This window comes from Streptococcus sanguinis (genome assembly GCF_050222175.1).
Classification (GTDB): Bacteria; Bacillota; Bacilli; order Lactobacillales; family Streptococcaceae; genus Streptococcus; species Streptococcus sanguinis_M.
Genome location: NZ_CP071420.1, coordinates 527,724 through 549,785 on the forward strand (window position 1 = coordinate 527,724; position 22,062 = coordinate 549,785).

Here is a 22,062-nt window from a genome sequence, read left to right on the forward strand (position 1 = left end):
TCTGATATAATAAGGGAAGGAACAAAGAAGGAATCAATAGTTTAAAATGATGAAAATAATATTTATGGGAACACCGGACTTCTCAGCGACTGTCCTAAAAGGGTTGCTGGATAGCGGTCAATACGAAGTGTTAGCAGTTGTAACGCAGCCGGACCGTGCCGTCGGCCGTAAAAGAGAGATCCGCATGACTCCGGTAAAAGAGCTGGCCTTGGAATACAAGCTACCGGTTTATCAACCGGAAAAACTGGCTCAAAGCTCGGATTTAGAGGAGCTGATGAACTTAGAAGCAGATGGTATTGTCACAGCTGCTTTTGGACAGTTTTTGCCTAGCCGCTTGCTGGACAGTGTTGATTTTGCGGTGAATGTTCATGCCTCTTTGCTGCCTAAATACCGAGGTGGTGCGCCCATTCACTATGCTCTGATCAATGGTGATAAGCAAGCGGGTGTTACGATTATGGAAATGGTCAAGGAAATGGATGCTGGAGACATGATAGCCAGCAAGGCGACGCCGATTGAAGAGACAGATAATGTCGGAACTCTCTTTGAAAAATTGGCGATTATTGGTCGAGATCTGTTATTGGATGTGCTGCCAGCTTATAGGGCAGGGCAGATTATTCCTCAGCCACAGGATCCTAGCCAGGTCACTTTCTCTCCGAATATCAGCCCAGAAGAAGAGCGGATAGACTGGAGCAAAACAAACCGACAAATTTTCAATCAAATTCGTGGCATGTATCCTTGGCCGGTAGCTCATACCTTGCTGCAAGGGCAACGTTTTAAGATTTACGAAGCAGATATGGCAGCTGGCAGCGGTCAGCCGGGACAGATATTGTCTATTAGTAAAAAAGAGCTAGTGGTCGCAGCTGGACAGGGAGCTCTCTCGCTGAAGACAGTTCAGCCTGCTGGTAAGCCCAAGATGGCTATCGTTGATTTTTTGAATGGACTGGGTCGCAGCCTATCCGTAGGAGATACTTTTGGAAAGTAAGCAAAAAACGGCCCGTTGGCAGGCCTTAGAAGTTTTGGAAGAAGTTTTTGAAGAAGGAGCCTATTCCAATATCGCCTTAAACCGGGCTCTGAGTCAAAGCTCGCTGAATCAAGCAGATAAAGGTCTGGTAACAGAGCTAGTTTACGGCACAGTTGCTCGGAAAATCACTCTGGAATGGTATTTATCCCATCTGATTGAGGATAGGGACAAATTGGATAACTGGCTCTACATTCTGCTTATGCTCAGTCTGTACCAGATGCTCTATCTGGATAAAATCCCTCAGCATGCAGTTGTTCATGAGGCTGTTGAAATTGCGAAAATACGTAAACGAGGCAGCGAAAAATTTGCCAATGCCTTGTTACGTAGGATTGAGCGTGAGGGTGTAGCTGATTTTGAAACAATCAAGCGCAAAAACAAGCGCTATTCGATTCAGTATTCTCTGCCGGTCTGGCTGGTCAAAGACCTGATAGAAGAGTATGGCGAAGAAAGAGCTTTAGCTATCTTTGCCAGTCTCTTTGTTCGTAGTAAGGCCAGCATTCGAGTGACGGATATGTCGCGAAAGGCAGAGCTTCGCCAGCTTTTAGGGGCTGAGGACTCGCTCTTATCTCCGTCAGCCTTGTTTAAGAAACAGGGGCATTTTGCTGGGCACCAGCTCTTTGAAAGCGGAGCGATTACGATTCAGGATGAGTCTAGTCAGCTGGTGGCTCCTACTCTGGACATCGAAGGAGAGGAGCAGATTCTGGATGCCTGCAGTGCACCGGGGGGCAAGACTGTCCATATGGCTTCCTATCTGACGAACGGTCACATTACAGCCTTAGATCTCTACGATCATAAGTTAGAGCTCGTAGAAGAAAATGCAGAAAGACTGGGCTTGGCTGATAAAATCACTACGAAAAAGCTAGACGCGACCAAGGTGTTTGAGACATTTGGCCCAGATGCTTTCGATAAAATCCTGGTGGACGCTCCTTGCTCTGGTATTGGCTTAATTCGCCGCAAACCGGATATAAAATATAATAAAGAAAATGCAGATTTTGAGAATTTACAAAAAATTCAGCTGGATATACTAGACAGCGTTTGTCAAAGTCTACGTAAAGGTGGTATAATAGCTTATAGTACTTGCACGATTATGGCCAAAGAGAATTTTGAGGTTGTCGAGAAATTTCTGGCCAGTCATCCAAACTTTGAGCAAGTCTTATTAGACCATGAAAGAAAAGATATCGTCAAAGACGGCTGTATCTTGATTACGCCGGAATTATATGAAAGCGACGGATTTTTTATCAGTCAATTTAGGAAGATATCGGAATAAGAGGAGGAAACTGACAGTATGGAAATTTCATTATTAACAGATGTTGGTCAAAAGCGTACAAATAACCAAGATTATGCCAATCTTTTTGTGAACCGGGCGGGCAAGACCCTTATCATCTTGGCAGATGGTATGGGCGGCCACAGAGCTGGAAACATTGCCAGCGAAATGGCTGTGACAGACTTAGGAGCTGCCTGGGTTGATACACAGATTGATTCGGTGAATCAAGTGCGTGAATGGTTTGCGGAGCACTTGGAAGAGGAAAATCAGCGCATTCATCAATTTGGTCAAGATGAAGAATACAAGGGCATGGGCACGACTTTGGAAGCCTTGGCTATCATTGATAATCAAGCCATTTATGCCCATATCGGCGATTCTCGTATCGGCTTGATTCGCGGTGATGAATACCGTCAGCTGACTAATGACCACTCGCTTGTTAATGCTTTGTTGAAAGCTGGACAGATTACTCCAGAAGAAGCAGAGCGTCATCCGCAGAAGAATATCATTACCCAGTCTATTGGTCAAAAAGACGAAGTGCAGCCTGACTATGGCATGATTACCTTGGAAGATGGTGACTACCTCCTGCTTAACAGTGACGGTCTGACCAATATGATTTCAGACAGTGAAATTTGTGACATTGTCACCAGCGACATCAGCCTGTCTGAAAAAACAGAAACCTTAATTCGCTTTGCCAACAATGCTGGAGGACTGGATAACATCACAGTTGCTCTGGTTCGCTTTGACAAGGAGGATAAGGCATGATTCAAATCGGCAAAATCTTTGCCGGGCGATATAAAATCATCAAGCAGATTGGCCGCGGAGGCATGGCAGATGTCTATCTGGCCAAGGACTTGATTTTGGATGGTGAGGAAGTTGCGGTAAAGGTTCTTAGGACCAATTACCAGACAGATCCTATCGCTGTCGCGCGTTTCCAGCGGGAAGCCAAGGCGATGGCTGACTTGGACCATCCGCACATCGTTCGGATTACTGATATTGGGGAAGAAGATGGCCAGCAGTATCTGGCTATGGAATACGTGGCAGGTCTTGACCTCAAGCGCTATATCAAAGAGAATTCTCCGATTTCAAATGAAGAAGCAGTCAGAATCATGGGACAAATCTTGCTGGCAATGCGCTTAGCGCATACACGCGGTATTGTCCATCGTGACCTGAAACCACAAAATGTCCTCTTGACCCCAGATGGCAATGCCAAGGTAACAGACTTTGGGATTGCGGTGGCCTTTGCGGAGACAAGTCTGACTCAGACTAACTCAATGCTAGGCTCGGTTCATTATCTATCGCCTGAGCAGGCACGTGGCTCTAAAGCAACTGTTCAGAGTGATATTTATGCGATGGGGATTATTTTTTATGAGATGCTGACTGGTCATATCCCTTATGATGGGGATAGTGCCGTTACGATTGCCCTGCAGCATTTCCAAAAGCCGCTGCCATCCATCATTTCTGAAAATCCTAATGTGCCTCAGGCCTTGGAAAATGTCGTCATTAAGGCAACAGCCAAAAAACTGACGGATCGCTATCAGTCGGTTGCAGAGATGTATGTTGATTTGTCCAGCAGCTTATCCTATGAGCGCCGTAATGAAAAGAAATTAGTCTTTGATGATGTAGCGAAAGCAGACACCAAGACCTTACCAAAAATCTCACCTGTACCGCAGCCAGCAGTTCCACCTGTTAAGCCAACTCCAGCTAAAACGGAATCGGATGAAGTTAAGGAAGAGACAGCTGATACGGTTAAGAAAGTTCCAAAGAAACGTCGTTTGAGAACGCGTTACAAGGTGCTTTTCTTTGCAGTCCTATTGGTTTTGGCAGCTTTTGTTGTCCTTCTCTATAACAGCCCGTCTAATACCAGCGTGCCAGATGTTTCTGGTCAGACTGTAGCAGAGGCTCGCTCCGCTATCGAAGCTAAGAAGCTGGTTGTCGGAGACGAAAAGGAAGAATACAGCGACAATGTCGAATCTGGCAAAGTCATTAAAACTGATCCACAGGCCAATAGTCAGCGCCGCGAAGGCAGCAAGATTGACCTGATTATTTCCAAGGGACCCAAGACCTTTGTAATGGAAGATTATGTCGGTCAAGCAAAATCAGCCGTGGTTGAAAATCTGAAAACAAACTATAATGTTTCTGAGAAATTGATTGAGATTGTTGAGGAGGAATCGGACGAGTACGAGCCAGGTCAGGTCATTCGTCAGTCACCAGCAGCTGGTTCGACCTATGATTTGACTTCTAATCATAAGATTAAGCTGACAGTGGCCAAAGAAGTAACTAGTGTGTCTATGCCTGACTTTGGTAGCATGCAGTACACCTACGCTAATGCACGTTCTTACTTGATTCAAATGGGAATTTCTTCTTCCCGAATTGAGCGAGTTGTTGACCGTTCGGTCTCTTCTACTCAGGCAGACTTGGTAACTTCCCAGTCACCAGCAGCTGGTCAGACAATTGACCTCAAGTCTAATGAAAAAATCACTCTTTACGTGACAGAAGCAACAACACCATCGTCATCTAGCTCGTCATCTTCATCGTCTAGTAGCAGCTCAAAGAGCAGTTCATCGTCCGATGATGAAAGTCATTCTAGTAGCTCTAGTTCTTCCGACCATTGATGAAGCTAGGCCATCCTTTTAAGCTTTCTGGCTTGAAAGGATGGTTTTTTCTTTGTTGCTGGACAAATTTCCCCATTTCATGCCTTGGACGGAGGATTTTTGGCCTAATTTTGTTAAAATAGGAAGGTAGAGAAAGGAAACGGCTATGTGGAAGGTTCAATTATTTGTTTTTGTTGAAACAGTCTTATTATCCATGGCATTGGTTACCATGTTGGCAGCTGATTTTTCACGAGTTGTCATTATCTTGGTCCTTTTTTTGCTGCTGCTCTATTATTACTTCGGCAAGCAAAAAGGGAATTTTCTGCTAGTCGCTTCCATGATTATGCTGTTTTTCATTATTATGCTCAATCCCTACGTCATTGCTGCCCTTTTATTCGCGCTGGTTTATGGGATGATTGTGGCCTACCCTTATATCTATAAGGAAAATCAAGAAACCCATCTCGTTTACGAAGAAGATGTAGAAATTCAGAGTGAGAAGAATCGCTGGCTGGGGGACCTGCAGCATTTTTCTAAGGACAGCTGTCAATTCCACGACATCAATCTCTTGCGCATTGTTGGGAAAGACACCATTCATTTGGAAGACGTGATTTTAGTCAACCATGATAACGTCATTGTCATTCGAAAAGGTTTTGGTGATACCAAGATTATTGTGCCGCTGGATGTGGAAATTCAGCTGCAAATCAATACTCTTTACGGGGAACTGAACTTTCTGCATCATCCATCCCGCAAGCTGCGCAATGAAACTATTTCGCTGACGACACCAGACTATAAACGGGCCAATAAGACAGTGAAGATTGTCCTCGTCAGCTTCTTAGGAAATGTGGAGGTTGTCAGAAAGTGAAGAAATCAAATTATTTTCTCATTCTCCTCTATACTTTCTTTGTCTTATTTATCATCTTTCATTATATTTTCAATATTTTTGATTTTACTTGGCAGGAGCTCTTTAATGATTTGGAGCTGTTGCAGTCATTTGTTTTCTTTGTTGTGATTATCGGTTTATCACTGACCATTCTGATTGTGATAGCAGCTCGCTTGATCCAATATCTGTCGGTAGCCCATGTGCAAAAAAATCTTCGGCGTTTGCTGGATGGACGGAGGCTGGAGCCGACAGATCAGCCTGAACTGGATAGCTCTCTGCATCAGCTTGAGAGGAGATTGCACCGTTTGACAGAAAATCTCCAAAAGTCTGAAAATCAAACCCTGCAGACAGAAGAAAAAATTATTGAAAAAGAACGGCGGCGGATTGCGCGCGATTTGCACGATACTGTCAGTCAGGAATTATTTGCAGCCAATATGATTCTTTCAGGAGTGGCTGGAAATGTAGAACGGCTCGATGGACAAAAACTGCAAAAGCAGCTCAAGGGGATTGCCGATATTCTGAACACAGCCCAGAAGGATTTACGGATTCTCCTGCTCCACCTGCGGCCTACAGAGTTGGAAAATAAGACTCTGGTCGAAGGTATGGATGTGATTATCAAGGAGCTGACTGATAAAAGCGACATTGATGTTCACTTCAATCATCAGGTTGGGCATCTACCCAAACAGATGGAGGAGCATGTCTTCAGAATCATGCAGGAAATTATCAACAACACACTGCGGCATGCCCAGGCCAGTCGGCTGGATATTTACCTCTATCAGGCACCTAATGAGCTTAAAATCAAGGTATCTGATAATGGCGTCGGTTTTGATCCGCTGGCTCAGGATGAACTCAGCTACGGCTTGAAAAATATGGAAGACCGTGTACGGGATATGGCGGGTACCTTTAAGCTTTTGACAGCCCCCAGAAAAGGTCTTTCTATTGAAATCACGATACCTTTACTAGAAGGAGAAGATCATGAAGATATTGTTAGTGGATGACCACCAGATGGTCAGATTGGGATTGAAAAGTTATCTGGAACTGCAAGAGGATATAGCAGAAGTATCCGAAGCAGTCAATGGCAAAGAAGGAGTTGAGCAGGCTTTGGCAGATCGTCCGGATGTGATTATCATGGATATCGTCATGCCTGAGATGAATGGGATTGAAGCGACACTGGCCATTTTAAAAGAGTGGCCGGAAGCAAAGATTCTGATTTTGACTTCTTATCTGGATAATGAAAAAATTTATCCTGTTCTGGATGCAGGCGCTCATGGATACATGCTCAAGACTTCCAGTGCTGAAGAAATTCTCCGTGCTGTCAAAAAAGTGGCCAAGGGAGAATTTGCCATTGAAACAGAGGTCAGCAAGAAAGTGGAGTATCATCGTAACCATATTGAGCTCCATGAGGATTTGACAGCTCGCGAGCGTGATATTTTGGGGCTTTTAGCCAAGGGGTATGAGAATCAACGGATTGCGGATGAACTCTTTATTTCCCTCAAAACGGTTAAGACTCATGTCTCCAATATCCTGTCCAAATTAGAAGTGAGCGACCGCACTCAGGCAGTTGTTTATGCTTTTCAGCACCATCTTGTCCCACAAGAAGACTTTTAATGGTATAATAGAAAAGATTAAGATTGGACAAGGGGAGATATGGACGCAAAATTAAAGTATAAGGCCAAAAAGATAAAAATTGTCTTTTTCGATATAGATGATACCCTGCGAGTCAAGGATACGGGCTTTATCCCAGATTCTATTCAGACAGTTTTCAAGCAGTTGAAAGACAAAGGGATTTTGACGGGTATTGCATCTGGACGAGGAATGTTTGGTGTCGTGCCGGAACTGAGAGCTTTGCAGCCAGACTTTTTCGTTACGCTGAATGGAGCTTATGTCGAAGACAGCAAAGGGAAGGTGATTTCTCAGACGGTTATCCCGTCCGATAGAGTGACATCCTATATTGCTTGGGCTCAGGAGGAAGGGATTGACTATGGTTTGGTCGGTAGCCATGGAGCAGCCTTGTCCAATCGAAATTCTCTGATTTCAGAGGCCATTGATGTGGTTTATCCAGATTTGCCTGTAAATCCAGACTTTCATTTAGACAAAGATATTTATCAGCTTTGGACTTTTGAGGATAGAGGAGATGGCCTGCAGTTGCCAGAGGCGTTAGCGGAGCATCTGCGTTTGGTTCGCTGGCATCCTCATTCGTCAGATGTCGTGCCGACAGAAGGTTCCAAGGCAGCCGGAGTTTCCAAGGTTGTCGAGCATCTGGGCTTGAAACCTGAAAATGTCATGGTTTTTGGCGACGGACTCAATGATCTGGAATTGTTTGACTATGCCGGAATTGGCATTGCCATGGGCGTTTCCCATGAAGAACTGCGAAAAAGAGCAGATTATATTACAAAAACAGTAGAAGAAGACGGTATCTTTGCCGCCTTAGAGGAGTTAGGTATGGTAGAAAAAGAATTACATTTTCCACAAGTAGAACTTGCAGCAGCAGAAGGTCCAAAAGCGACTATCAAGACTAATCATGGTGACATGAAAGTTCAGCTGTTTCCAGAACAGGCACCAAAAACAGTCGCTAACTTTATTGCCCTTGCTAAAGATGGATATTATGACGGTGTGATTTTCCACCGCATTATTCAGGACTTTATGATTCAGGGTGGTGATCCTACTGGTACCGGTATGGGCGGTCAGTCTATCTATGGTGAGAAATTTGAAGATGAGTTTTCACCAGAATTGTACAATATTCGAGGGGCTCTTTCCATGGCAAACGCTGGACCGAATACTAACGGCAGTCAATTTTTCATTGTTCAAAATAAAAATCTTCCTTATTCAGCTAAGGAATTGAGCCGCGGCGGCTGGCCTGAAGCTATCGCTGAAGTCTATGCCAGTCAGGGAGGAACACCGCATTTGGATCGGCGCCACACTGTCTTTGGTCAGCTGGCTGATGAAGCGTCCTACCACGTTTTGGACAAGATTGCAGCTGTTGAGACGGGGGCTATGGATAAGCCGGTGGAAGATGTTGTGATTGAAACGATTGAGGTTGAAGACTGATGAAAATCGGTGATAAATTAAAAGGCAAAATCACAGGGATTCAGCCTTATGGAGCTTTTGTTGAACTGGAAAACGGAACGATTGGCCTGATTCATATTTCAGAAATTCGTCCGGGCTATATTGAAAATATCCATGATAGTGTAAAGATTGGCCAGCAAGTCTTGGTACAGGTTGTGGACTATGATGAATTTTCTGGGAAGTCCAGTCTGTCCATGCGGACCCTAGAAGAAGAAAAGCACCGCCTCCCTAGACGCCACCGCTTTTCAAATGACCGCTGTAAAATTGGTTTTGAGCCTTTAGGCAGACAGCTACCTATCTGGATCAAAGAGGCAAAAAAATTCTTAAAAGAAGAAAAAGTTTAAAAAATATCCTGTTCCATAAGAGAACAGGATATTTTGCTTGGATAGAATTGCTATTCAATTCATAGTTGAGTACTAAGTTGAAATGGACATATTTTTCAAAAATACTAAGCATCAAATTCATAGAGAGCGGTAGACAGATAGCGTTCGCCGTTATCAGGAGCCAGAGCAAGGACTTTCTTGCCAGCTCCTAGTTTTTTTGCTACTTCAATAGCTGCGAAAATAGCAGCAGCAGATGAAATTCCCACTAAGAAGCCTTCCTGACCGCCAATATAGCGTCCAAATTCCAGTGCTTGATCAGAAGTTACGCGGACAATACCGTTGTAGGCTTCTGTATCTAAGGTCTCTGGAATGAATCCAGCTGAAAGTCCTTGGATTTTGTGAGGGCCTGGCTTCTCACCAGAAAGGATAGCAGATTCGTCTGCTTCAACTGCATAGATTTGGATGTCTGGATTAACTTTTTTGAGAGCATGAGACACACCAGAAATGGTTCCGCCAGTTCCGACACCGCCTACAAAAGCATCCAGTCCAGTTTCACCGAAAGCAGCGATAATTTCTGCTCCTGTTGTTCGTTCGTGTACCTCTGGATTAGCCGGATTGTTAAATTGCAGTGGCAGCCAGCCATTACGTTCTTGTGCGATTTCTTGTGCTTTTGCAATAGCGCCTTTCATTCCTTCGCTACCCGGAGTCAAGACCAACTCAGCACCATAAGCTTGGATAATCTTGCGGCGTTCCACACTCATGGTTTCTGGCATAACAATGACGACCTTGTAGCCTTTAGCTGCTCCAACCCATGAAAGGCCAATACCGGTATTTCCGCTGGTTGCTTCAACTATGGTATCGCCAGGCTTAATAAGGCCATCGCGCTCAGCCGCCTCAATCATGCTGAGAGCAATCCGGTCTTTAACAGAAGATCCAGGATTGAAAGCCTCTAACTTCACATAAACCTCAGCAGCTCCTTCTGGAACCAAGTTGTTCAATTTGACGATGGGAGTTTGCCCAATTAGTTCTGTAATGTTTTGATAAATACGTGACATAGAATACATACCTCAATATAATTTAATAGAATTAGTATAAAATGAAACAAGCGCTTTGTAAAATATAAAAAAGCTATGAGAGCCATAGCTTTTCTTTATGTCAAAACATCAAGGGGACTTCTACTTGGCGCAGTCCTTGATCCATCATCTCCAATTTGCCCTTAAAAAACTCAGTCAGTTTGTCTTTAAGCAGTTCTCTTTCACCTTTGTCAACGAAAAGAAGAGTGGAGACAGTATCTGTAAATTCAGTATCGTATTCAGCAAGATTTTCCGCCTTCAAAAAATTTGCAAAATCCTGATATTGGCTGTAAGACAGTCTTAGGCGCAGGCCGGCCTGTTCTTTTATCTCAACCAGTCCAATCTCCTTGATAGCCAGAGCAACACTGCCTGCATAAGCTCGAATCAGACCGCCGGCTCCTAGCTTAATACCGCCAAAATAGCGAGTAACTACAACGCAAAGATTGGTCAATCCATGCTTTTCTAAGACTCCCAGCATAGGAACTCCGGCTGTTCCGCTGGGCTCCCCATCATCACTGGTCCGCTTAATATCGCTCTTTCCTCCAATGATAAAAGTAGAGCAGTTATGAGTAGCCTTGTAATGTTCTTTTTTTATAGCAGCTATAAAAGCGCGAGCCTCTTCCTCAAAGTAAACTCTTTTTACATGGCAGATAAAGCGGGATTTTTTAATTTCCTCTTGAACCATGCCATCTTCTTTAATTGTCTTAAATTCCATAACTATATTTTACAAGAAAATATGAATTTTGCCAAAAAATTACGAATAAATACGAATAAATAAGTATGTTAGAGTTACAAGATTGTTTAGGACGAATATTTACAGAAAATCAATTAGAGTCTAGCTTACGAGCACAAGCAAAAGAAATTCTCAGTATCCAAGAAGAAAAAGGCAAGCTCCACTGTGGACGCTGCAATAGTTTGATTGAACGAGAAAATCAACTGCCGGTTGGAGCTTATTATTGTAGAGAATGCTTAATCTTGGGTCGGGTACGTAGTGACCAAAAACTCTACTATTTTCCTCAAGAGGATTTTCCTAAGAATCAGGTGCTTAAATGGCAGGGGCAACTGACAGAGTTTCAAGGAAAGGTTTCCAAAGGATTACTTGATGCGCTAGAGAAAAGGCAGAATACGTTAGTGCATGCTGTTACTGGCGCCGGAAAAACAGAAATGATTTACCAAGTGCTTGCAAGAGTTATTGATAGAGGAGGTTCTGTCTGTCTGGCTAGCCCGCGGATTGATGTTTGTTTAGAACTTTATCGACGAATCAAAGAAGACTTTTCTTGTCAAATAGCTCTTCTGCATGGGGAATCAGAAGCTTATTTTCGCAGCCCCTTGGTGATTACGACCACCCATCAGCTCTTGAAATTTTATCAAGCTTTTGATTTGCTGATTGTTGACGAGGTAGATGCTTTTCCTTATGTGGATAATCCCATGCTGTATCACGCAGTAGAGCGTTCTGTGAAAGAGAGTGCTACAACTATTTTTCTGACAGCCACTTCCACAGATGAACTGGATAAAAGAGTTCAAAAAGGCCAGCTGAAACGCCTAAGTCTTCCCAGAAGATTTCATGGTAATCCCTTGACTATCCCTCAGAAAATTTGGTTATCTGATTTTCAAAAGCATCTTCAGAAGAAGAAAATAGCACCTAAACTTTTGAACTATATAGAAAAACAGAGAAAGACTCAATTTCCTCTCTTGATATTTGCTGCAGAAATTCAAAGAGGAGAGGATTTTGCTCAGGCTTTGCAGATTGCTCTGCCTGATGAAAAGCTGGCTTTTGTCGCCTCCACAACAGAAAATCGTCTGGAGATTGTCGAACAGTTTCGTCGCAAGGAGATTACTATTTTGGTGACAACGACTATCTTAGAGCGTGGAGTAACTTTTCCTGGCGTAGATGTTTTTGTCTTGGAAGCCAATCATCGCTTGTTCAGTCGTAGTGCTCTGGTTCAGATTTCAGGCCGAGTTGGCCGTAGTATGGATAGACCGACTGGACAGTTGCTATTTTTTCATGATGGGACTACCCTTGCTATGGAAAAGGCAATCCGGGAAATGAGAGATATGAATAAGGAGGCGGGATTATGACAGAGTGTCTTTTGTGCAAAGGGCAAATTGAGGAGAAAAGTAGTTTTTTACAGCTTTTTCTATTAAAAGAAGGAGGACCAAGCTGCTGTCCCGTTTGTTATCAAAATTTTGAACGCATATCTGAAGAGCATTGCCCACGCTGTTTTCGAAACGGGCAATCAGATTTATGTGCAGATTGCCAAAAATGGGAGAAAGAGGGCAATCAAGTCCAGCATCAGTCACTATTTACCTATAATGAAGCAATGAAGGAATATTTCAGTCAATACAAGTTTCAGGGAGACTATGTATTGCGCTTTGTATTTGCAAAAGCAGCTAAAAAAGCAGTCAAAATGTTTAGAGAACATACCATTGTTCCGATTCCAGTCAGTATCGAAAAATTTCAAGTGAGAGGTTTTAATCAAGTGCAGGGGATTTTAGATGCTGCAAACTTGTCATACAGAGATATCTTAGAGAAAAAAGACACCCTAGCACAGTCGAGCAAGACACGTGAGGAGCGTCTGCAGACGCAGCAGGCTTTTAAAATTAAGAATGGAGTTGATTTGCCAGATAAAATTTTGCTGGTTGATGATATCTATACGACTGGAAAAACCTTGCAATTAGCCAAGCAAATCTTGCTGGAAGCAGGAGTGAAAGAAATTTTGACATTTTCAATCGCAAGATAAGAAAAAATTTGCAAAAAAGGAATGAAAGCGTTATAATGATATTATAAATAAAACATTTATGTTTAGAAAGAAGGTACTTATATGCTTAAATATAGTATCCGTGGTGAAAACCTAGAAGTAACAGATGCTCTCCGTGACTACGTAGTTTCTAAACTTGAGAAGATTGAGAAGTATTTCCAAGCAGAGCAAGAACTTGATGCGCGTGTGAACCTCAAGGTTTACCGTGAAAAGACTGCGAAAGTGGAAGTAACAATTCCGCTAGGCTCCATCACTCTTCGTGCAGAAGATATCTCTCAGGACATGTATGGATCAATTGATTTGGTCACAGATAAGATTGAGCGCCAAATCCGCAAAAATAAGACCAAGATTGAAAGAAAGAATCGCAATAAGGTTGCTACAAGCCAGCTTTTCACAGATTCCTTTGCTGAAGAAGCAGAAGAAATTCCGTCAAAAGTTGTCCGTTCAAAACACATAGATTTGAAGCCGATGGACTTGGAAGAAGCGATTCTGCAGATGGATTTATTGGGGCACGATTTCTTTATCTATTCCGATGCAGAGGACAGCAGCACGAATGTAATATATCGTCGTGAGGATGGAGATATTGGTCTGTTAGAAGTCAAATAAATAAGAAAATAGGGTTGAGAGCATGTTTCTCAACCTTTTTAGATTATAGAAAGTCATACTGTAAGCTGACATAGAACAATTACCCTAGGCACAAAGAAATTAACTTTATACATATAGTTGAAAAATAAACTTCAAAAAAAATTAAAAAAGATTCAAAAAAGGTATTGACAGGTAGTAGGTATAGGTGATATACTAATATAGTTGTCGCGAAAGACAAAGCCCTTTGAAAACTGAACAAGACGAACCAAGTGCAGGGTGACATAGAGATATGTAACCTGTCAAAAAAACGAAAATAAATCTGTCAGTGGACAGTAATGAGTGCGAACTCAAACTTTTTAATGAGAGTTTGATCCTGGCTCAGGACGAACGCTGGCGGCGTGCCTAATACATGCAAGTAGAACGCTGAAGAGAGGAGCTTGCTCTTCTTGGATGAGTTGCGAACGGGTGAGTAACGCGTAGGTAACCTGCCTGGTAGCGGGGGATAACTATTGGAAACGATAGCTAATACCGCATGAAATTGCTTATCGCATGATAATTAATTGAAAGATGCAATTGCATCACTACCAGATGGACCTGCGTTGTATTAGCTAGTTGGTGAGGTAACGGCTCACCAAGGCGACGATACATAGCCGACCTGAGAGGGTGATCGGCCACACTGGGACTGAGACACGGCCCAGACTCCTACGGGAGGCAGCAGTAGGGAATCTTCGGCAATGGGGGGAACCCTGACCGAGCAACGCCGCGTGAGTGAAGAAGGTTTTCGGATCGTAAAGCTCTGTTGTAAGAGAAGAACGGGTGTGAGAGTGGAAAGTTCACACTGTGACGGTATCTTACCAGAAAGGGACGGCTAACTACGTGCCAGCAGCCGCGGTAATACGTAGGTCCCGAGCGTTGTCCGGATTTATTGGGCGTAAAGCGAGCGCAGGCGGTTAGATAAGTCTGAAGTTAAAGGCTGTGGCTTAACCATAGTATGCTTTGGAAACTGTTTAACTTGAGTGCAGAAGGGGAGAGTGGAATTCCATGTGTAGCGGTGAAATGCGTAGATATATGGAGGAACACCGGTGGCGAAAGCGGCTCTCTGGTCTGTAACTGACGCTGAGGCTCGAAAGCGTGGGGAGCAAACAGGATTAGATACCCTGGTAGTCCACGCCGTAAACGATGAGTGCTAGGTGTTAGGCCCTTTCCGGGGCTTAGTGCCGCAGCTAACGCATTAAGCACTCCGCCTGGGGAGTACGACCGCAAGGTTGAAACTCAAAGGAATTGACGGGGGCCCGCACAAGCGGTGGAGCATGTGGTTTAATTCGAAGCAACGCGAAGAACCTTACCAGGTCTTGACATCCCTCTGACCGCTCTAGAGATAGAGTTTTCCTTCGGGACAGAGGTGACAGGTGGTGCATGGTTGTCGTCAGCTCGTGTCGTGAGATGTTGGGTTAAGTCCCGCAACGAGCGCAACCCCTATTGTTAGTTGCCATCATTGAGTTGGGCACTCTAGCGAGACTGCCGGTAATAAACCGGAGGAAGGTGGGGATGACGTCAAATCATCATGCCCCTTATGACCTGGGCTACACACGTGCTACAATGGCTGGTACAACGAGTCGCAAGCCGGTGACGGCAAGCTAATCTCTGAAAGCCAGTCTCAGTTCGGATTGTAGGCTGCAACTCGCCTACATGAAGTCGGAATCGCTAGTAATCGCGGATCAGCACGCCGCGGTGAATACGTTCCCGGGCCTTGTACACACCGCCCGTCACACCACGAGAGTTTGTAACACCCGAAGTCGGTGAGGTAACCGCAAGGAGCCAGCCGCCTAAGGTGGGATAGATGATTGGGGTGAAGTCGTAACAAGGTAGCCGTATCGGAAGGTGCGGCTGGATCACCTCCTTTCTAAGGAGTCCGTAAGGACACACGGAATGCACTTGAGTCTTGTTTAGTTTTGAGAGGGCTATGTGGGGCCTTAGCTCAGCTGGGAGAGCGCCTGCTTTGCACGCAGGAGGTCAGCGGTTCGATCCCGCTAGGCTCCATTATCTAGTTTGACTAGATAAAGAACTTGTCCATTGAAAATTGAATACCGATATCAAATAGTAACAAGAAAATAAACCGAAAACGCTGTGAAAATTAATGAGTTTAAGACTGAAAGGTCAAAAATAAGGTTAAGTTAGTAAGGGCGCACGGTGGATGCCTTGGCACTAGGAGCCGAAGAAGGACGTGACAAACGACGAAATGCCTCGGGGAGCTGTAAGTAAGCTTCGATCCGGGGGTGTCCGAATGGGGGAACCCAACAGGTTGATGCCTGTTACCCATTTCTGTTAAGGGAATGAGGAGGAAGACGCAGTGAACTGAAACATCTAAGTAGCTGCAGGAAGAGAAAGCAAAAGCGATTGCCTTAGTAGCGGCGAGCGAAGAGGCAGAAGGGCAAACCGAAGAGTTTACTCTTCGGGGTTGTAGGACTGCAATGTGGACTCAGAATTTATAGAAGAATGACTTGGGAAAGTCAGCCAAAGAGAGTAAGAGCCTCGTATTTTAAATAGATTCTGTACCTAGCAGTATCCTGAGTACGGCGGGACACGTGAAATCCCGTCGGAATCTGGGAGGACCATCTCCCAACCCTAAATACTCCCTAGTGACCGATAGTGAACCAGTACCGTGAGGGAAAGGTGAAAAGCACCCCGGGAGGGGAGTGAAATAGAACCTGAAACCGTGTGCCTACAACAAGTTCGAGCCCGTTCATGGGTGAGAGCGTGCCTTTTGTAGAATGAACCGGCGAGTTACGTTATGATGCGAGGTTAAGTTGAAGAGACGGAGCCGTAGGGAAACCGAGTCTGAATAGGGCGCTTTAGTATCATGATGTAGACCCGAAACCATGTGACCTACCCATGAGCAGGTTGAAGGTGCGGTAAAACGCACTGGAGGACCGAACCAGGGCACGTTGAAAAGTGCTTGGATGACTTGTGGGTAGCGGAGAAATTCCAAACGAACTTGGAGATAGCTGGTTCTCTCCGAAATAGCTTTAGGGCTAGCGTCGACATGAAGATTCTTGGAGGTAGAGCACTGTTTGGGTGAGGGGTCCATCCCGGATTACCAATCTCAGATAAACTCCGAATGCCAATGAATTATGGTCGGCAGTCAGACTGCGAGTGCTAAGATCCGTAGTCGAAAGGGAAACAGCCCAGACCACCAGCTAAGGTCCCAAAATAATTGTTAAGTGGAAAAGGATGTGGGGTTGCACAGACAACTAGGATGTTAGCTTAGAAGCAGCTATTCATTCAAAGAGTGCGTAATAGCTCACTAGTCGAGTGACCCTGCGCCGAAAATGTACCGGGGCTAAAACAATTTACCGAAGCTGTGGATACCTTTTATAGGTATGGTAGGAGAGCGTTCTATGTGTGGAGAAGGTGTACCGTGAGGAGCGCTGGAACGCATAGAAGTGAGAATGCCGGTATGAGTAGCGCAAGACAGGTGAGAATCCTGTCCACCGTAAGACTAAGGTTTCCAGGGGAAGGCTCGTCCGCCCTGGGTTAGTCGGGACCTAAGGAGAGACCGAAAGGTGTATCCGATGGCCAACAGGTTGAGATTCCTGTACTAGAGTATGAAGTGATGGAGGGACGCAGTAGGCTAACTCGTGCGTACGATTGGATGTACGTCTAAGCAGTGAGGCGTGGTATGAGTCAAATGCTTATACCTCTAACGTTGAGCTGTGATGGGGAGCGAAGTTTAGTAGCGAGTGAGTGATGTCACACTGCCAAGAAAAGCTTCTAGCGTTGTATCATACTCTACCCGTACCGCAAACCGACACAGGTAGTCGAGGCGAGTAGCCTCAGGTGAGCGAGAGAACTCTCGTTAAGGAACTCGGCAAAATGACCCCGTAACTTCGGGAGAAGGGGTGCTGACTTTGGTCAGCCGCAGTGAATAGGCCCAAGCAACTGTTTATCAAAAACACAGCTCTCTGCTAAATCGTAAGATGATGTATAGGGGGTGACGCCTGCCCGGTGCTGGAAGGTTAAGAGGAGTGCTTAGCGGTAACGCGAAGGTATGAATTGAAGCCCCAGTAAACGGCGGCCGTAACTATAACGGTCCTAAGGTAGCGAAATTCCTTGTCGGGTAAGTTCCGACCCGCACGAAAGGCGTAATGATTTGGGCACTGTCTCAACGAGAGACTCGGTGAAATTTTAGTACCTGTGAAGATGCAGGTTACCCGCGACAGGACGGAAAGACCCCATGGAGCTTTACTGCAGTTTGATATTGAGTGTCTGTGCCACATGTACAGGATAGGTAGGAGCCTATGAAATCGGGACGCCAGTTTCGATGGAGGCGTTGTTGGGATACTACCCTTGTGTTATGGCCACTCTAACCCGGTAGGTTAATCATCTACGGAGACAGTGTCTGACGGGCAGTTTGACTGGGGCGGTCGCCTCCTAAAAGGTAACGGAGGCGCCCAAAGGTTCCCTCAGACTGGTTGGAAATCAGTCGCAGAGTGTAAAGGTATAAGGGAGCTTGACTGCGAGAGCTACAACTCGAGCAGGGACGAAAGTCGGGCTTAGTGATCCGGTGGTTCCGTATGGAAGGGCCATCGCTCAACGGATAAAAGCTACCCTGGGGATAACAGGCTTATCTCCCCCAAGAGTTCACATCGACGGGGAGGTTTGGCACCTCGATGTCGGCTCGTCGCATCCTGGGGCTGTAGTCGGTCCCAAGGGTTGGGCTGTTCGCCCATTAAAGCGGCACGCGAGCTGGGTTCAGAACGTCGTGAGACAGTTCGGTCCCTATCCGTCGCGGGCGTAGGAAATTTGAGAGGATCTGCTCCTAGTACGAGAGGACCAGAGTGGACTTACCGCTGGTGTACCAGTTGTTCTGCCAAGAGCATCGCTGGGTAGCTATGTAGGGAAGGGATAAACGCTGAAAGCATCTAAGTGTGAAACCCACCTCAAGATGAGATTTCCCATAACGCAAGTTAGTAAGAGCCCTGAGAGAAGATCAGGTTGATAGGTTAGGAGTGGAAGTGTGGTGACACATGGAGCGGACTAATACTAATCGCTCGAGGACTTATCCTAGAATAAGAGCTTCATCAGAGTGCAGCGAATGGTTTAGAGAAATGTTAGATTTGATATTGTATTCAATTTTGAGTTGACAAGGCTTGTCTGAGAGGACAGGACAGTTAATTCAATAGTTAAGTGACGATAGCCTAGGAGATACACCTGTACCCATGCCGAACACAGCAGTTAAGCCCTAGAACGCCGGAAGTAGTTGGGGGTTGCCCCCTGTGAGATATGGTAGTCGCTTAGCGAAGGGAGTTTAGCTCAGCTGGGAGAGCATCTGCCTTACAAGCAGAGGGTCAGCGGTTCGATCCCGTTAACTCCCATATTCTGAAAAGAATAGGTCCCGTAGTGTAGCGGTTATCACGTCGCCCTGTCACGGCGAAGATCGCGGGTTCGATTCCCGTCGGGACCGTTGAAGTCGAGAAGATTTCAATAAAAGTAAGAGACTCGTTAGCTCAGTTGGTAGAGCATTTGACTTTTAATCAAAGGGTCACTGGTTCGAGCCCAGTACGGGTCATAAGAGCGGGTTTGGCGGAATTGGCAGACGCACCAGATTTAGGATCTGGCGCTTTAGGGCGTGGGGGTTCAAGTCCCTTAACCCGCATATAAGATAATAATGAGCCGGCTTAGCTCAGTTGGTAGAGCATCTGATTTGTAATCAGAGGGTCGCGTGTTCAAGTCATGTAGCCGGCATTTTTGAATAGGATGCGAACGTAGTTCAGTGGTAGAACATCACCTTGCCAAGGTGGGGGTCGCGGGTTCGAATCCCGTCGTTCGCTTGAGGCGGCCGGGGTGGCGGAACTGGCAGACGCACAGGACTTAAAATCCTGCGATTGGTAACGATCGTACCGGTTCGATTCCGGTCCTCGGCATAGACTTGTAAGAGGCAGTAGAAGAAGATGAGCACCCTTAGCTCAACTGGATAGAGTACCTGACTACGAATCAGGCGGTTAGAGGTTCGACTCCTCTAGGGTGCATTAAATTATTTAATTTTTTCTTAAGTTTTGCTATAATGAATTTAATATGAATACTGAGCACCCTTAGCTCAACTGGATAGAGTACCTGACTACGAATCAGGCGGTTAGAGGTTCGACTCCTCTAGGGTGCATTTAGAGGCGAAGTCTTTAGGGCTCCGTTTTTAGATTGTTTAAGCACCGGGAAGTAGCTCAGCTTGGTAGAGTACTTGGTTTGGGACCAAGGTGTCGCAGGTTCGAATCCTGTCTTCCCGACTAGATAACATCGAAGATAGATGTACTGATCTATCTTTTTTGTTTTTAAGAAAACTGTTTGTTCATTATCCGAAACTTAGCTAACATATGTTGTTGAGCTCTTTCAGTTATAGTCGGATTTAATTAGAGATACAATCTTTTATAACTACTTGTTTTCTCTCTTTATATAATCCTATTAGAAAGCATTGGATTTGATTATTTAATCGGGTTAAGATTTATTTTAGTGTTCCGGGAGTTTAGGATCTGTCAAGCTGCTCTAATGTACTTTTCATTTGATATGAGTAATATTAAAGATAAAAACCTCTGATAGCAGTGAATAGTTGCTTTCAGAGGTTTTTATATGTGCTGAGTTGGATTTACTACATCAAAGAGTATTCGTCAGATAGCATAATGGTTTCTTTGCCCTTGTTATCAACGATGTAGACTTTTCTAGGAAAGAAAGGGTCAAATTGATAGTTTAAGTCAAATGAAATAATGGTGTTGAAGTTTTTTTGTGAGAAGCGAAGAGATACTCTTCCTTGGCTATTGATGATTTCGAACTTGAGGACTGGGCGAAGTTCAAAGACTCCTTTGAGATTGTTATCAATAACGTACCAGAATGAGTCGACAATTTCTTCAGGGAGGCTCGTCATGATGCCAAAGCTGGCATATCGTCCGAGAGTATTTGTAAATGCCATGGGAGACTCCTTTCTTACAGTCTGGATTTTCTTATATGATACCCGAAAATGCTTGAGATTGCAAGAATTTGACCTTTAGTGTGGCCGAATTAGATAAAAGAAAAAGAGCTTACGCTCTTTGACAACTTTATCGATTCTTTAGTTCAACATAACGTTTGTACCAAATATTGACATAAGCATCTGAAAATGGACCTCTTCCGTTGTTAATCCAATCAACTAGGATTTTGACATTTTCTTTGAGAATGAAATCCAAATCATCAGAATAGTGCATCTGCTTTTTGTGGCGTTCATATTCTTCTACATCCAACAGGCGTTTTTCACCATCAGCAAAGACTTTGACGTCTAAATCATAGTCAATGTATTTTAGAGCTTCATTATCCAGATAGTAAGGACTGGCTAGGTTGCAGTAGTATGAAGTTCCGTTGTCTCGAATCATGGCAATGATATTAAACCAGTATTTTTTATGAAAATAGACAATGGCAGGTTCACGTGTTACCCAACGTCGGCCATCACTTTCTGTTACCAGTGTGTGGTCATTAACACCAATAATGGCGTTTTCTGTTGTCTTTAGTACCATGGTATCTCGCCAGGTGCGGTGAAGATTCCCATCATGCTTATAACTTTGAATTGTAATAAAGTCGCCTTCTTTTGGAAGTTTCATAACTTACCAACTTTCTACAATTTATAAGTTTATCTTCTTTATTGTAACATATTTTCATAGAAATGCATAAGTTTTCATAGAAAATCTTAAAGATATTCTCTCAGAGTGCTAGCGATGTCGGAGAAATCATAGCCTTTGCGAGCTAGAGCTTGGGTCAGACGCTGTTTTAAGTCATAACCGTCATACTTTTTTGAGTACTTGCGGTATTGCTTGTCTAGCTCTTTATAAAGCAGTTCTTGCTGGTTTTCTTGGTCTTCTTCGATTTCCAAATGCTGATAGGCTGTTTTGGCTTGGCTGTATGAAAAACCTTTGTTTATCAAGGATTGAAGAATTTTATCTTGCAAGGCCTTGCTGGGCAGTTTTCCCTGGTATTTTTTGAGCAGCTTTTCGGCAACTTTGTCTGTTAGTTCAGTGAAGTCAAACTGATTCAATTCTTCTTCTATGATAGTGCTAGAAATCCCTTTTTGACTGAGTTTTTGCTTGAGAACAAAAGAGCCTTTGTCACCAGTGAGAAGATTGGATTGGATAAAAGAGTTAGCATATTTTCTATCATTAATCCAATTATCCTTTTTTAGATTGTCCAAGACCTGACTGATGATTTCTGGTTGGATGTCGTGCTGTGTTAAGTAGTCTTTAACTTCCTTAGCAGTTCTTTGCTTGAAGGAGAGATGATAGAGGGCTAGATTTTTTCCGTAAGAAAATTGGGCATGGTCTTGAATTTCTGATAGCTCCTGCTCTGTGATTTCCATTCCTTTAGACAGCATGAAGCGGACGATGGTGTCTTCTGTAATATAGAGCTTTTCACTGACGTCCAACTCCAAGAGGTAGAGTCTTTTTTTCTTTTCGATTTTTGTGATTTTCATAGGGGGGTGGTAAAGTCC

The 22,062-nt window shown here is 44.3% G+C and carries 17 protein-coding genes, 11 tRNA genes and 3 rRNA genes; 26 read left to right on the forward strand and 5 right to left on the reverse strand.

What is annotated here, in order from left to right; all coding sequences use genetic code 11:
* The first annotated feature begins 46 nt into the window (after nucleotides 1-46).
* From fmt to J1C91_RS02690, 9 genes are all read left to right on the forward strand, one after another.
* Nucleotides 47-982 (forward strand): methionyl-tRNA formyltransferase, encoded by a 936-nt coding sequence (gene fmt, locus J1C91_RS02650; protein WP_002908995.1) that lies wholly within the window; start codon nucleotides 47-49, stop codon nucleotides 980-982.
* Entirely contained in the window at nucleotides 972-2,288 is a 1,317-nt protein-coding gene (rsmB, locus tag J1C91_RS02655) for a 16S rRNA (cytosine(967)-C(5))-methyltransferase RsmB (protein WP_002908999.1), read from the forward strand. Before fmt ends, rsmB begins: the two co-directional genes overlap by 11 nt.
* An 18-nt stretch (nucleotides 2,289-2,306) precedes the next feature.
* Nucleotides 2,307-3,047, forward strand: coding sequence for a Stp1/IreP family PP2C-type Ser/Thr phosphatase (locus J1C91_RS02660; protein ID WP_002893499.1), 741 nt, complete (start codon nucleotides 2,307-2,309; stop codon nucleotides 3,045-3,047).
* Nucleotides 3,044-4,897 (forward strand): Stk1 family PASTA domain-containing Ser/Thr kinase, encoded by a 1,854-nt coding sequence (gene pknB / locus J1C91_RS02665; protein WP_002909001.1) that lies wholly within the window; start codon nucleotides 3,044-3,046, stop codon nucleotides 4,895-4,897. The genes J1C91_RS02660 and pknB overlap by 4 nt, the downstream gene beginning before the upstream one ends.
* Before the next feature lie 145 nt (nucleotides 4,898-5,042).
* On the forward strand, nucleotides 5,043-5,738 hold the full coding sequence (liaF, locus tag J1C91_RS02670; RefSeq protein ID WP_002893496.1) for a cell wall-active antibiotics response protein LiaF: 696 nt from the start codon (nucleotides 5,043-5,045) through the stop codon (nucleotides 5,736-5,738).
* Nucleotides 5,735-6,754 carry a sensor histidine kinase gene (locus tag J1C91_RS02675; protein WP_002909004.1) on the forward strand — a complete coding sequence of 340 codons (1,020 nt, stop codon included), beginning with the start codon at nucleotides 5,735-5,737 and terminating at the stop codon, nucleotides 6,752-6,754. The genes liaF and J1C91_RS02675 overlap by 4 nt, the downstream gene beginning before the upstream one ends.
* Nucleotides 6,732-7,364 carry a response regulator transcription factor gene (locus tag J1C91_RS02680; protein WP_002909007.1) on the forward strand — a complete coding sequence of 211 codons (633 nt, stop codon included), beginning with the start codon at nucleotides 6,732-6,734 and terminating at the stop codon, nucleotides 7,362-7,364. Before J1C91_RS02675 ends, J1C91_RS02680 begins: the two co-directional genes overlap by 23 nt.
* A 39-nt stretch (nucleotides 7,365-7,403) precedes the next feature.
* Nucleotides 7,404-8,804: a bifunctional Cof-type HAD-IIB family hydrolase/peptidylprolyl isomerase gene (locus tag J1C91_RS02685; protein WP_125439263.1), complete on the forward strand. Its 1,401-nt coding sequence runs from the start codon at nucleotides 7,404-7,406 to the stop codon at nucleotides 8,802-8,804.
* Entirely contained in the window at nucleotides 8,804-9,166 is a 363-nt protein-coding gene (locus tag J1C91_RS02690; protein ID WP_002901252.1) for a S1 RNA-binding domain-containing protein, read from the forward strand. The genes J1C91_RS02685 and J1C91_RS02690 overlap by 1 nt, the downstream gene beginning before the upstream one ends.
* 104 nt (nucleotides 9,167-9,270) lie before the next feature.
* Here the strand turns inward: J1C91_RS02690 and cysK are convergent, their stop codons facing one another.
* Together cysK and J1C91_RS02700 are read right to left on the reverse strand one after the other, a co-directional pair.
* Nucleotides 9,271-10,200, reverse strand: a complete 930-nt coding sequence (cysK, locus tag J1C91_RS02695) for a cysteine synthase A (protein WP_002893488.1) — start codon at nucleotides 10,198-10,200, stop codon at nucleotides 9,271-9,273.
* Between the two features lie 100 nt (nucleotides 10,201-10,300).
* Nucleotides 10,301-10,933: a YigZ family protein gene (locus J1C91_RS02700; protein WP_002909018.1), complete on the reverse strand. Its 633-nt coding sequence runs from the start codon at nucleotides 10,931-10,933 to the stop codon at nucleotides 10,301-10,303.
* Nucleotides 10,934-10,998: 65 nt separating this feature from the next.
* Between J1C91_RS02700 and J1C91_RS02705 the strand changes: the two genes are divergently transcribed.
* The 17 genes from J1C91_RS02705 (at nucleotide 10,999) to J1C91_RS02785 (ending at nucleotide 19,843) form a co-directional block, all read left to right on the forward strand.
* Nucleotides 10,999-12,297 (forward strand): DEAD/DEAH box helicase, encoded by a 1,299-nt coding sequence (locus tag J1C91_RS02705; RefSeq protein WP_002909020.1) that lies wholly within the window; start codon nucleotides 10,999-11,001, stop codon nucleotides 12,295-12,297.
* Nucleotides 12,294-12,959: a ComF family protein gene (locus tag J1C91_RS02710; protein ID WP_002909022.1), complete on the forward strand. Its 666-nt coding sequence runs from the start codon at nucleotides 12,294-12,296 to the stop codon at nucleotides 12,957-12,959. Before J1C91_RS02705 ends, J1C91_RS02710 begins: the two co-directional genes overlap by 4 nt.
* A gap of 81 nt (nucleotides 12,960-13,040) precedes the next feature.
* Nucleotides 13,041-13,583: a ribosome hibernation-promoting factor, HPF/YfiA family gene (hpf, locus tag J1C91_RS02715; RefSeq protein WP_002893481.1), complete on the forward strand. Its 543-nt coding sequence runs from the start codon at nucleotides 13,041-13,043 to the stop codon at nucleotides 13,581-13,583.
* 334 nt (nucleotides 13,584-13,917) lie between these two features.
* Nucleotides 13,918-15,465 (forward strand): 16S ribosomal RNA (locus J1C91_RS02720).
* A gap of 64 nt (nucleotides 15,466-15,529) precedes the next feature.
* A tRNA-Ala gene (locus J1C91_RS02725) sits at nucleotides 15,530-15,602 on the forward strand.
* A 127-nt stretch (nucleotides 15,603-15,729) separates the two neighbouring features.
* Nucleotides 15,730-18,629: ribosomal RNA gene (locus J1C91_RS02730) — 23S ribosomal RNA — on the forward strand.
* A gap of 116 nt (nucleotides 18,630-18,745) precedes the next feature.
* Nucleotides 18,746-18,861 (forward strand): 5S ribosomal RNA (rrf, locus tag J1C91_RS02735).
* The 16S, 23S and 5S rRNA genes sit together here with 11 tRNA genes alongside, the layout of an rRNA operon.
* Nucleotides 18,862-18,864: 3 nt before the next feature.
* Nucleotides 18,865-18,937: transfer RNA gene (locus J1C91_RS02740), tRNA-Val, on the forward strand.
* Nucleotides 18,938-18,953: 16 nt separating this feature from the next.
* Nucleotides 18,954-19,026 (forward strand) — tRNA-Asp (locus J1C91_RS02745).
* 32 nt (nucleotides 19,027-19,058) lie between these two features.
* Nucleotides 19,059-19,131, forward strand: a tRNA-Lys gene (locus J1C91_RS02750).
* A gap of 5 nt (nucleotides 19,132-19,136) precedes the next feature.
* A tRNA-Leu gene (locus tag J1C91_RS02755) sits at nucleotides 19,137-19,218 on the forward strand.
* 16 nt (nucleotides 19,219-19,234) lie between these two features.
* Nucleotides 19,235-19,307, forward strand: a tRNA-Thr gene (locus J1C91_RS02760).
* Nucleotides 19,308-19,321: 14 nt separating this feature from the next.
* A tRNA-Gly gene (locus tag J1C91_RS02765) sits at nucleotides 19,322-19,393 on the forward strand.
* A gap of 7 nt (nucleotides 19,394-19,400) precedes the next feature.
* Nucleotides 19,401-19,486, forward strand: a tRNA-Leu gene (locus J1C91_RS02770).
* 31 nt (nucleotides 19,487-19,517) lie between these two features.
* A tRNA-Arg gene (locus J1C91_RS02775) sits at nucleotides 19,518-19,591 on the forward strand.
* 57 nt (nucleotides 19,592-19,648) lie between these two features.
* Nucleotides 19,649-19,722, forward strand: a tRNA-Arg gene (locus J1C91_RS02780).
* Nucleotides 19,723-19,769: 47 nt separating this feature from the next.
* Nucleotides 19,770-19,843 (forward strand) — tRNA-Pro (locus J1C91_RS02785).
* A gap of 359 nt (nucleotides 19,844-20,202) precedes the next feature.
* Here J1C91_RS02785 and J1C91_RS02790 read toward each other — a convergent pair.
* The 3 genes from J1C91_RS02790 to recX all read right to left on the reverse strand — a co-directional run bounded on the left by J1C91_RS02790 (nucleotide 20,203) and on the right by recX (nucleotide 22,044).
* Nucleotides 20,203-20,520 carry a DUF960 domain-containing protein gene (locus J1C91_RS02790; protein WP_002909023.1) on the reverse strand — a complete coding sequence of 106 codons (318 nt, stop codon included), beginning with the start codon at nucleotides 20,518-20,520 and terminating at the stop codon, nucleotides 20,203-20,205.
* Between the two features lie 127 nt (nucleotides 20,521-20,647).
* Complete coding sequence (gene ntdP, locus J1C91_RS02795; protein ID WP_002896978.1) at nucleotides 20,648-21,181, reverse strand: nucleoside tri-diphosphate phosphatase; 534 nt, start codon at nucleotides 21,179-21,181, stop codon at nucleotides 20,648-20,650.
* Nucleotides 21,182-21,267: 86 nt separating this feature from the next.
* Nucleotides 21,268-22,044: a recombination regulator RecX gene (gene recX, locus J1C91_RS02800; RefSeq protein WP_002909024.1), complete on the reverse strand. Its 777-nt coding sequence runs from the start codon at nucleotides 22,042-22,044 to the stop codon at nucleotides 21,268-21,270.
* Between the last annotated feature and the right edge of the window lie 18 nt (nucleotides 22,045-22,062).